Here is an 11,165-nt window from a genome sequence, read left to right on the forward strand (position 1 = left end):
CCCGAATCCCCAATTTGGCGAAGCTGCCACAAATCCGACTCGCCGTTGACCAAACTTGGGCCTTGGAACGACGAGAAAGTTAAGTGCATCAAAATCATGCCTTTTTCAGCAGCCTGCTAGGAATGGCGTCTATGCTCGCCCTCCACACCGAGTGGGTGTCTGAAACAACATTGCCGCTCTTCACCTCGCAACGCCTGTTAGCCGCAGACCATAATCGAATGGCGCAAGACCTTTCATCATCGACGAACCTGATCGGTTTCACGAGTAGTACTGACAAACCTCACGTTGATGCAATCCGGACAGCAAATGCTAGGACTGTCCGTAAGACACAGCTTAGTTGGATGGTACCCAGGTTTGTCTTTGCGACGGAGCCATTCCGCGATCGAGCACGCGAAGCGATCCTCAATTTCAAAAACGATCTGCCCTTCCAGTACGAAGAACACCGGGCCATTCCGGAGGCACAGGAGCACCTTACAAAGCAGGCCCTCGAATATGCCGAGTTGGCGGATCCGGAAAACTATCAGGCCTACCGCACCAAAGAGGGTTCGGACCAAATAGCGATTGTCCACGTCAGCCCATCTGCTGCTCAGCCTGAAAATGTAGCCAGAGCCGAAGAAGCTAATAAGTACCTCAGGCAGACCGGCCTTTGGACATGGGCATCCAAATCATTCGAAGAGAAGACACTGAACGACACCTATACGATCGAGGATGCCATCGTGTTGTCCAAGGAAGCGGACGCCAGCGACTTATTCGAACACTCGAACAGCGAGAATGAAGAAGAGCAGTTGGGAATGCGTCGGGGTGCAGTCGCCGCCACAGCGGCCATAGCGCTTAACTTTAGAGAAGGGCGTACACACGAAGACCTTGAGTGGGCTCGTGGTGTCCTAGAACGCGCAATCCGTCTGCCAGAAAAGTTCGATTCGATGTGGTCCCCTGGTTCCGTCGTCCCGTGGCACCAGGGGATCTATGTGGCACGGGGGCTCGCAGCGGATCTCCGGGAAGGTACAGCAGCGCGCAGAACGACTAATGACCTCCTCGGGCTAATCGCGCACCCACTTGAAATTGTTGCGTTGACCGCACTCGAAGAGACCTGCAAGCTTTGGCCTAATGACTCGAAGTTGACTTGGGCCGCGCTGATCTTGGCGTTTTCACTCTGCCACGTTCCTTCGCGGCCGCGTGACCAGCTCCGTCGACACGGTGAAGCACTCCATACATCAAATGAAGCACAAGCCGCTGTCAACGCGGCGCTTGCGTTTTATGAGCATGGAAGCGAATGGACGCCACTCCCGTTACCGCCTCCAGCCTGGGTGAAGGTCGAACCTGGGAAGGGCCGGCGTGGGTATCTAAGATATGAAGATTACGACTTGGATGATGCAACCGACGCTGCTGAAGTTTGGGGTGAACCGGATGTCTTTTGGCGCTCAAAGCAAGCTGCAGAAGTCCTTCAGCGCATCCCCTTCGACGAGGTTCTAAACAGCAGTGCAAAAAGCGCGCTTCTCGACTTCCTTGCTAGTGTTCTCGACTGGACTAACCAGAAGAATGCACCGCCTTGGGTGAAGCCCGGACGTCGTGATCGGTCGGCGACCCAAATCTTTGAGTGGACGCATACGCTCGGCTCAAGGCTGGGACACGTGGCTGGCCTAATGCCGCTTGCCGACTTTCAGGCCCGCTTCCTTGATCCGATTTTGGACCTCGAAGGCGACAATTGCTGGTCTCTTCTTTCGCCATTCACGAGCACCTATGTCTGCGCTTACGTGTACGACGCGCCGGTCGTTCCAGTCGATACAGTTGCGATACTCGATCTCTGTCTAACGCGGCTCCTTCAGGACCGTACATTCAAGCGCGACACCTACCGGAGCGGAGAATTTTCAGGCTTCGATCAACCCGAGCTTGTTCGTACGTTGATGTTTGTCTCAGTCGACTGCGCCGATTTGGCCGCGCGCTACGTGAATGGCGACTGGTCCGAAATCAGCCGCATCCTGCCCTTGATTGATCGTTTTATTCGCGCCGGCGGATGGACTGCTTCAGTGATGGACCCATTCTTGACGCTCTGTGAACGAGCAAGAGCCAACTACCCGGCCGGTGCCTTCGCAGAGCAAGTGCTCGCAATTATCGGCGACGGTCCCGACAGCCTGAAAGGTTGGCATGGAACATTCATCCCAGCGCGCATTGCAGAGCTAGTGCAACACTTTGCACATCGTGACGCACCGATGACGCTGACCTTGGCACAGAAGTTCCTGCGAATCCTCGACATGCTAGTCGACATGGGAGATCGGCGAAGTGCGGCGCTTCAGCTTGGCGAGGCGTTCCGCGAGATTCGTGCAACCAATTAGTCCGGTGGGATGCCTAATAGGCTTTACCTGCGCGGCCTTTGATTCTGACCGATGTGGTGGTAGAGACCGGTATACTAGTCGACAACCTGAAACCTATATACGATGCCGCTAGGTCGGATTCTCGTCGCCCACGGCCGACCTGATTTGACTATCGAAAACTCGCTTCGGGTGTGTTGCGGGCTTTTATGATGGCTTGTAAACCACCCCACCCACCGAATAGATTTTCCATCGTTCCTCGCTACTGATTCTCGCAATATGCCCTGTAACAACACACGGGAGCAGCAGTGCCATGCAACGCCATCTCTGGCTACCTACTTTTCTGATCATTGGCTTGTTCATCACGCCTGCGGCCTTCGCCGATGCAGACGCCGAGCGCGATGCGCTGGCAAAAATCATCCATGAGCTGAATGCCCTTGAACCCTTGATCAAGCAAGCCGAGGTCAATGCCGATAAGGATGCCCGTGTCCGTTTTAATTATGACTGGCTGCGCCAGGACCTGAAGCAAATCAGGGACGGCGTTCAGTCACACATCGATGCGCCTCGTGCCCAACCACGTTCCTTCCCGCCCCTGCGCGGCGATTACCGTCGCTAGGTTGCGCGATGACAGGGGCACAGCAAGCAGCTTTCCAAGCCGGTTCCGGTATTACCCCAGCGACGATGCTGACAGCGGTCGCGTCGATGGTCCTGGTGCTGGCGTTTGTGTGGGTGATCTGGGTTGCCATCGGCACCTTTCGGGCTTGGCAGGAAGGTCAGGCCACGGTCTTCGACCTGACCTGGAGCACCTTGCGGGCAAGCATTGTGTTGATGGTGTTGGGTTTCTATTTGCGGTGAGTCGATCGAGAAAGCCCGGTAAGGGCAAGCGGCGGTGCATCGCAGTGGGATGCGGGGATAGGCCCCATTTTTATCAGCGTTACAGAAGAGGACATTTCTTATGGGTACATCAACTACAGAAAACGGGCTCGGCAAAAAGTCCGTTGCCATTCGCAGGCCGCTATTGGCAACGGCCGCGGTGTTTTTCCCACTGCCGCTCTGGGCGGCGTTGCCGACGCCGGTCGCGCCGAGTACCGCTCCGGGTGCGGGTGACTGGATCGGACTGATCCAGGGCTACATCAAAGACGGTGGACTGGTGCTCGGACTCGCTATCGCGGTTCTGGGTTTTCTCTGGATCGCTTATCTGGGCTTCGCCAAATTCAATGAAGCCCGCCAGGGCAAAGCGGAGTGGGCTGAAGTGGGCGTCTTGGGCATCGTTGGTGCCATCGTCCTGATTTTCGCCAGCTATCTGCTGACCGAAGCGGCCGGTGTCATCTGATACCTGACATCAATAGCAGCACGTGGCAGGAGGTGTGGATGTCGAAAGACCATGAAATCCTGGCGGACCGGCTCAATGCCGAGCCCGTCATCTTCAAAGGTTGCTCGTCCTCTGAGCTTGGCATGATTGTGGGGTTGGCCATCGTGATCTGGCTGCCCCTCAGTCTGCTCCTCGCCTGGATGCTCGGCGCCATCACCATGGGTTTCGGTATCGTCGGTGTCGGCGTGGTCGCCACCGTCGTGGTGATGGCGAGCATATTTCAGCGCATCAAGCGCGGGCGGTCTGACGGGTACTACCAGCAATGGTTGCGCATCCGCCTGCAGTCGACGGGTCTCTATCGCGCGCCCTGGGTGTTACGTACGGGGGCTTGGGATATCGGGAGGACGCAGCATGCGCCGCTACCGTCTCGAAATCGATAACGTACGCGCCCATTTGCGTTCCTTGTGGATCATCATTGGTCTGCAAGGGCTGATCATCCTGGCGCTCTGGATCGGCTGGAGCCAGGCGCCCAAGCAATTGCGTGTCTACGTGCCGCCGGATCTGCGCTCCGGTGCGGTCCTGGCGGCCGAGGAGGTGCCTCCGGCCAATGTCTACGCCTTCGCGTTCTACATTTTCCAGCAACTCAATCGTTGGCCCGACAACGGCGCAACGGACTACGGCAGCGCGATTTTCCGCATCTCACCCTACCTGACGCCGCGCTATCGCAATGACCTGATCGCCGACATGGAACTCAAAGCTCGCCGCGGTGAATTGACCTACCGGGTGCGCGGTGTTCATGAAGTGCCGGGGCACGGTTATGAGGAACGTCGCGTCGATGTGCTGTCACCTGATGTCTGGGTCGTCTGGCTGGATCTCGACCTGTTGGAGTCAGTAAAAGGCATGACCGTGAAGCAAACCACGATTCGCTACCCGATTCGCGTGGTACGCCAGGCCATCGATCCGGAATCGAATCCCTGGGGGCTGGCACTCGATGGGTACGCCAGTGATGGCCCGCGTCGATTGAACGAGGCCGAGCTGGCTGAACCCGGCGTGACTGGCGCCACTACAAATAAGGAATCATCCCAATGAATCCCCGTCATTTCGTTGCGCCAGTGAGATGGATCGCCTTGCTCGGTTTCTGCATTCCGCTGTTGTCCTTTGCACAAGTCGATACAGCATCAAATGCGCCTGAACGTGTTGTCTGGAACAAAACGCCCATCGCGATTCCGTTAGTCGTCGGCGAAGAACGTCTGGTGCATTTTCCAGGCTCGGTGAGTATCGGTCTGCCGCAGGCACTGACCGCGCTGCTGCGCAGCCAAAGTGTCAACGGCACCCTGTACCTCTTGGCCAGAGAGCCATTCGACACCACCCGCATCATGGTGCGATCGGAAACCGAGGGGCCGATGTATGTTCTCGATGTGTCAGCAGAGCCTGCCGAGTCCGGCAGCCACACACTTCCCGATGTGCAGATAATGCTGGATTCGGAACCGGACACGGATGCTGCCGAGTCGCTATCTAACAACCAATCGCTGTCTTGGGGATATGCCGCCTTAACCCGGTATGCCGCGCAACAACTCTACGCACCCACACGACTGATTCCTCGTCAGTCCGGTGTGGTCGCCATTCCGGTCAGTGCCGAACCGGTCGAGCTGGTGCATGGCGCACGGATCGAAGCGGTCCCCGTCGCCGCCTGGAAGGCGGGTTTACGTTATGTCACTGCCGTCAAGTTGACCAATCGAACCCAAAGGCCGGTGGTGCTGGATCCGCGAGAACTTCGCGGGGCCTGGTTAGCAGCAACGTTTCAGCACAACCGCTTGCTACCTGCGGGCAACGAAGACGATACCACCGCGGTCTATCTGATCTCGGATCGGCCATTCGATGTGGCGTTTTAAAAGAGGAGTGGAATCTACCCCATGTCGATGGTCACCAGTAATCGCTTATTACCTCTGCTTGCCGGCTCTGTTGTCTTGATGGCGGCGCTGGTTGCAGTGAAGTCCTGCTCGCCGGATGAAGAGCAGGCTCAAGTCTTGGAGGCGGTACCGCAGGCGCCGAAACCGGATGCCGATTCGCCGGCAGACACCATCAAGACCCTGACCGCCAATGTCAGCGCCATGACCTCGGAGTTGAATGCTCTGCGTCGGGACAACACGGCGCTCAAACAAGAAAACCGCGACTTAATCGAGGACCGCAAACAGATCGAAAACAACGTGCTGACCCGAGTGCAGCAATCCCTGGCAGCCAAACGGAGCGACACCGCGTCACCGGAGACGACTTCAGCCATTGCGGCCTTGACCGCCAGGGTGGACTCCCTGACCAATCGCTACGGCCAGTCTGCAAAACCTTCATCGGCTGTGGGCTCTGACATTCCCGTCGGGCTCGGTCTGGATGGTGTCAGCGCACCCTCTGCGAACTCTGAGTCGCTGGTGTGGGTCAATCCTATGGAGCTCTCGCCATCGCCTGGGGAGGACCAAGAGACGCTGCTCAACCGCTTCAGTCGCACCGGTCGCAACGCGCTCGACAGCGCGGGTCCGCCGGTGCAATCGCTGGTCTCCAAAGGCTCCGATGTCCTTAATAGCACGCTCCCGGTCTACACGGTGCCTCGCAATGCCACCCTGATTGGATCCACCGGCATGACAGCCCTGGTGGGCCGGGTGCCTATCCAGGGGCAGGTGCGCGACCCTATGCCGTTCAAGGTGATTACCGGTAAGGAAAACCTGGCCGCCAATGGCCTACGCATTCCGGGCATCGAAGGCATGATCTGGAGCGGCACCGCGATCGGCGACTGGACCCTTTCCTGTGTCACCGGAAAATTGGAATCGGTGACCTTCGTGTTCGAGGACGGCACCATTCAGACCCTCGCCAGTGATGACAATCAACGGGGTGGTTCCAGTGGAAGCAGCGCAGGGGGAGGCAATAACCGGCCGCTCGGCTGGATTTCCGATGCGCGCGGTATTCCCTGTATCACAGGTGAGCGCAAGACCAACGCGCCTGCCTTCCTCACTCAGCGCATTGGAGTTATGGCGCTGGAAGCGGCGGGCGAAGCGGCCGCGCAGGCGGAAACCACCACCCTGATCAACGATGCCGGTACGGCAACGAGCGTCGTTTCCGGAGAGACCGGCAAATATGTGTTGGGCAAAACCCTGAGCGGCGGCAGCGAGGAAGTGGCCCAGTGGCTGCGGGAGCGCCAGGCGCAGAGTTTCGATGCGGTCTTTGTCCCCGCCGGCGTCGAGCTGGCAATCCACGTCGATCACGAAATTCCCATCGATTTCCATTCCAATGGCAGGAAACTTCATCATGACGCGAATCTATTCCAACATGCGACGACTACCACTGGTTCTGGTTTGGACTAGCCTGTTGATGGTCGGCTGCGCGAGCACAAAAGAGACGGTGTTGCCCCAGGACGGCCCGACTATGAAGTCCATTTACGACCAGCACATGGTGGACGTTCAAAAGCCCGACCATCGTCGCGTGATCGGTGGTCAGCCGTTACCGCAATCGGGTATCGAGCACTACCGCGGCTTCGTGCGGAAAGCGGCCAACGAGATCGATACCGTATTTCCCCGCCTGCCCAACCCCACGCTGGTGATGTACATCTTTCCTCACCTGTCGGGGAGTGAGCGCACCCCGATACCGGGTTATGTGACCACCTTTCCCCTCTATGAAACGGTGGAGTACGCCCTGCCCGGGGAAGTGTCCGGCGAGATGCCGTCTGACAACAGTCAGTCACCATCAGGCCAGTAGGGGTACACATGGCAATCAATCAACCCGAGAACGCGGATGCATCCCCGCTCACTAACGCGACTATCAAGCGGCACTACGACCGCCCACCGTCGTTTACCGACCTGTTGCCCTGGATGGAATACATCCCTGAGTGCAAAGCCTTTGTGTTGGAGGACGGTGTCAGCCTGGGGGCGCTGTTCGAAGTCACCCCGGTCGGCTGTGAAGCACGCACGCCGGCGTTTATGGCGCAGCTGCGAGATACCATCCAGACCGCGATCAATGAGGCTATTCCTGAACGCGACGATGCGCCCTGGGTATTACAGGTCTATGTGCAGGATGAACCACGGCTCAATCAGTTCGACGCCTTACTGGCCCGTTATCCGATGCCGAAAGTTCGCGCATCGGATTATTCACAACACTATCAGGCCGTGATGTCGGCGCATTTGCAGGCGATCTCCCGCCCGGGCGGTTTGTTTGACGATACCACGGTCACGGGTTCGCGTTGGCAGGGCCAGCAGCGTCGGATTCGGGTGGTGCTCTACAGGCGTTTGAAGCACAACGGCAAAGCCCCGGCAGGCATCGAGGTGGAGGAGGCGCTCAATGATGTGGCGACTAAATGGATTGCCGCTCTCGCTTCGGCAGGGATCCATATCCAGCGTGCGGATGGCAAGGCGTTTTATCACTGGATGCTGAGCTGGTTTAACCCCAAGCCAGCATTTGCCGAGGGAAGCCCGGAATCGTTGCTGCAGATGGCGCCCTATCCGGGTGACGACGATCTACCCTTTGGCTACGACTTTGCGGAACAGTTGACGCTGTCGATGCCGCGTTCCGACGAGGCTTCGGCGAGCTGGCACTTCGATGATTTGCCGCACACGGTTGTGACGATTCAAAGCTTGCGGCGGGCGCCGGACATCGGCCACTTCACAGCGGAGCGCCAGGCCGGGGATCAGGTGTTCTCGCTCTTTGATCGTCTGCCTGAGCACACCATCATGGCAATAACACTCACGCTGAAACCCCAGGACACTACCCGCAATCACATCGCGCAAATCAAACGTGCCTCGGTAGGAGACTCGGCGGAGGCGTCGATTACCCGAGAAGACGCAGAGCAAGTGGAGCGAGAGATGGCGCAGGGCAACAAACTCTATCCTGTCAGCCTGGCTTTCTATGTGCGCGGCGAGAATCAAAAGTCCCTGCGTTACAATTTGAATCGCCTGAACGCACTGCTTCTTCCCAACGGATTACAACCGATTACCCAGGAAGCGGACTTGCTGGCGCTCGATAGCTACATCCGCAATCTGCCCATGGCCTATGACGCGGATCTGGATAAATCCCGGCGACGTTCGCGGCTGATTTTCTCTCGCCAAATTGCCAATCTGTTGCCGTTCTATGGTCGTTCGCGTGGAACCGGGCATCCTGGGTTGGTGTTCTATAACCGCGGTGCCGAGCCGCTGGTGTTCGACCCGTTACATCGGGAGGATCGCAAAAAGAACGCGCACATGCTGATTCTGGGGCCAACGGGTGCAGGGAAGTCGGCGCTACTGGTGTATCTGTTGCAACAGATGATGGCACGGCACCGACCCCGTATTTTTATTATCGAAGCGGGCGCGTCGTTTTCGCTGCTGGGGCAGCATTTTGCGCACCACGGATTGTCGGTCAACCAGATCACGTTGAACCCCAATGTCGATGTCAGTCTGCCTCCCTTTGCCGATGCGCTGCGCCTCCTCGATCGGCGTCATGCGCTGAATCCGCTCGATGCCGATGACCCCTCGTTGGAGGAGACGCTGGACGAAGACGATGAGATCGAAGATGAGGGCGGCGGGCGCGATATTCTCGGTGAAATGGAAATTGCCGCGCGCATCATGATTACCGGTGGCGATGAGCGTGAGGATGCGCGCTTGACCCGTGCCGACCGGTTGCTGATTCGCAATGCCATATTCCTTGCTGCGAAAACCGTGAAAGAGGCCGGTAATACCCAGGTGGTTACCCAGGACGTGGTCGATGCTTTTCAGGTCATCGCCACCAACAAGGAATTACCCGAGCATCGGCGCAATCGCGCACTGGAGATGGGCGATGGTATGGCGCTGTTCTGCTCAGGCCTGGCAGGCCATTTCTTTAACCGACCTGGGCAGTCTTGGCCGGAGGCCGATGTCACCATTCTTGAAATGGGCATGCTGGCCCGGGAGGGCTACGAGGACCAACTGACTGTCGCTTACCTGTCGATGATGAGCCACATCAACGATCTGGTTGAACGCTATCAGCACGATGACCGGCCCACTCTGGTCATCACCGACGAAGGTCACATCATCACCACCAATCCGCTGTTGGCGCGCTACGTGGTCAAGATCACCAAGATGTGGCGCAAGCTCGGTGCCTGGTTCTGGATTGCCACCCAGAATCTGGAAGACTTCCCGGACGCGAGCCGTAAGATGCTCAATATGATGGAGTGGTGGCTGTGCCTGGTGATGCCCAAGGAAGAGGTGGAACAGATCGCGCGCTTCAAGGATCTGAATGATGAACAGCGTAACCTTTTACTTTCGGCTCGCAAGGAACCGGGTAAATACGTGGAGGGAGTTGTGCTGGCCGATAAGGTTGAGGCGTTGTTCCGCAATGTTCCACCTGCTTTATCGCTGGCATTGGCCATGACTGAAAAGCATGAGAAGGCCGAGCGCGCCGCCATTATGCGTGAAAAGCATTGTTCAGAGCTCGAAGCCGTTTATGAGGTTGCCCGGCGTATTGAGCAGTCGCGTTAGTGTCATTCAGGTTGGCTGTTTAGCGCAGCTGTACCACGCCACGGCAGGCCGGAAAGGTCGCGCATCCCCAAAATTGATTGCCCGCATTTTTTCCACTCTTGGTGGTACGAAGCACCATCTCGCTGCCGCACTTCGGGCACTGTTTTGGACTTTGGGGTGTAGCAGAGGGAGTGGCTGATGGCGTGGTGGAGGGCGTGACTGGGGGTGCGACAGTCTGCTTCTGACGCAGATGGCGGACGTGTTGGCGGTTGGTGGTCAGCCCGCGCTGCAATCGCAGTTGCTCGATCTGTCTGATCACGGCATCGATGTCGGCCTGACTGAGTACCACCTCGCGCTTAGCTTTAATGTGGCGAATATAGCCACCGGCATAGGTCACGTTATCGGGCATCTCTGTCTTGAACGTGGAGTCACCGACAAACACCACCAGCGAGTGAATGGCGGAAGACGGAATATCCAATTGGGCTTCAAGCGTTTTGACGTGTTTGTAGTTCTGATGCAGTGGGTTTTGAAACTTGTTGGTGTGCTTATAGATTTTCTGCGTCCAGGTCTTCTGGTTGGCCGAGCCGAATATCCATCCCCTAATGTTCTTGGTTTCAATTACGAACACGCCATAGCGCGACACGATGATATGGTCGATCTGTGTGGTGCCATTCTCTGATTGTAAGGTAACGTCCTTGATCAGGTGGTACTCGTCCTTGGGGAGAAATAGCCGAGCGGCTGTGTTCACCAGAAACTCACCGGTAATCCCTTTGAACCAGGGGGATTTGAGAATGCCAGCCAATATGGCCAGTGGAATGAGATACCACAGCGCGCCGTAGACTTGCTGGATGATAGGGCTGAAGTCCATTTCCGTATTTTGTTTCCGCTATCGATTTCCCTTGATTATAAAAACGGTGCTGTTTCTGTTCCAGAAACTTCGACCGCTTCTGTCTGAATAAACCGTGTTTCCCTAACAGGCTGCTGAAAAAGGCATGATTTTGATGCACTTAACTTTCTCGTCGTTCCAAGGCCCAAGTTTGGTCAACGGCGAGTCGGATTTGTGGCAGCTTCGCCAAATTGGGGATTCGGGACCGA

Annotated in this window: 11 protein-coding genes; 10 read left to right on the forward strand and 1 reads right to left on the reverse strand. The window is 57.2% G+C overall.

The features are described from left to right. The first annotated feature begins 131 nt into the window (after positions 1–131). The 10 genes from DWB85_RS18930 to DWB85_RS18975 all read left to right on the forward strand — a co-directional run bounded on the left by DWB85_RS18930 (position 132) and on the right by DWB85_RS18975 (position 10,091). Positions 132–2,333 (forward strand): hypothetical protein, encoded by a 2,202-nt coding sequence (locus DWB85_RS18930; protein WP_205422819.1) that lies wholly within the window; start codon positions 132–134, stop codon positions 2,331–2,333. Positions 2,334–2,622: 289 nt separating this feature from the next. Continuing rightward, complete coding sequence (locus DWB85_RS18935; protein WP_117957616.1) at positions 2,623–2,925, forward strand: integrative conjugative element protein, RAQPRD family; 303 nt, start codon at positions 2,623–2,625, stop codon at positions 2,923–2,925. 8 nt (positions 2,926–2,933) lie between these two features. Then, on the forward strand, positions 2,934–3,164 hold the full coding sequence (locus tag DWB85_RS18940) for a TIGR03758 family integrating conjugative element protein (RefSeq protein WP_101517461.1): 231 nt from the start codon (positions 2,934–2,936) through the stop codon (positions 3,162–3,164). 100 nt (positions 3,165–3,264) lie between these two features. Then, positions 3,265–3,642, forward strand: coding sequence for a TIGR03745 family integrating conjugative element membrane protein (locus DWB85_RS18945; RefSeq protein WP_101517460.1), 378 nt, complete (start codon positions 3,265–3,267; stop codon positions 3,640–3,642). A gap of 38 nt (positions 3,643–3,680) precedes the next feature. Continuing rightward, positions 3,681–4,061, forward strand: a complete 381-nt coding sequence (locus DWB85_RS18950) for a TIGR03750 family conjugal transfer protein (RefSeq protein ID WP_101517459.1) — start codon at positions 3,681–3,683, stop codon at positions 4,059–4,061. After that, positions 4,033–4,710, forward strand: coding sequence for a PFL_4703 family integrating conjugative element protein (locus tag DWB85_RS18955; RefSeq protein ID WP_101517458.1), 678 nt, complete (start codon positions 4,033–4,035; stop codon positions 4,708–4,710). Before DWB85_RS18950 ends, DWB85_RS18955 begins: the two co-directional genes overlap by 29 nt. Beyond that, complete coding sequence (locus DWB85_RS18960; RefSeq protein ID WP_101517457.1) at positions 4,707–5,513, forward strand: TIGR03749 family integrating conjugative element protein; 807 nt, start codon at positions 4,707–4,709, stop codon at positions 5,511–5,513. The genes DWB85_RS18955 and DWB85_RS18960 overlap by 4 nt, the downstream gene beginning before the upstream one ends. Before the next feature lie 21 nt (positions 5,514–5,534). Beyond that, positions 5,535–6,971 (forward strand): TIGR03752 family integrating conjugative element protein, encoded by a 1,437-nt coding sequence (locus DWB85_RS18965; RefSeq protein WP_101517456.1) that lies wholly within the window; start codon positions 5,535–5,537, stop codon positions 6,969–6,971. A gap of 7 nt (positions 6,972–6,978) precedes the next feature. After that, entirely contained in the window at positions 6,979–7,362 is a 384-nt protein-coding gene (locus DWB85_RS18970; protein WP_239017398.1) for a TIGR03751 family conjugal transfer lipoprotein, read from the forward strand. 8 nt (positions 7,363–7,370) lie between these two features. After that, the gene (locus DWB85_RS18975) at positions 7,371–10,091 is read left to right on the forward strand and encodes a conjugative transfer ATPase (protein ID WP_101517454.1); all 2,721 of its coding nucleotides are present in this window, start codon (positions 7,371–7,373) and stop codon (positions 10,089–10,091) included. 19 nt (positions 10,092–10,110) lie between these two features. Here DWB85_RS18975 and DWB85_RS18980 read toward each other — a convergent pair whose 3' ends face one another. Then, positions 10,111–10,938 carry a nuclease-related domain-containing protein gene (locus tag DWB85_RS18980; RefSeq protein WP_117957618.1) on the reverse strand — a complete coding sequence of 276 codons (828 nt, stop codon included), beginning with the start codon at positions 10,936–10,938 and terminating at the stop codon, positions 10,111–10,113. Positions 10,939–11,165: the final 227 nt, after the last annotated feature.

Source organism: Seongchinamella sediminis (assembly GCF_003457605.1).
GTDB lineage: Bacteria > Pseudomonadota > Gammaproteobacteria > Pseudomonadales > Halieaceae > Halioglobus > Halioglobus sediminis.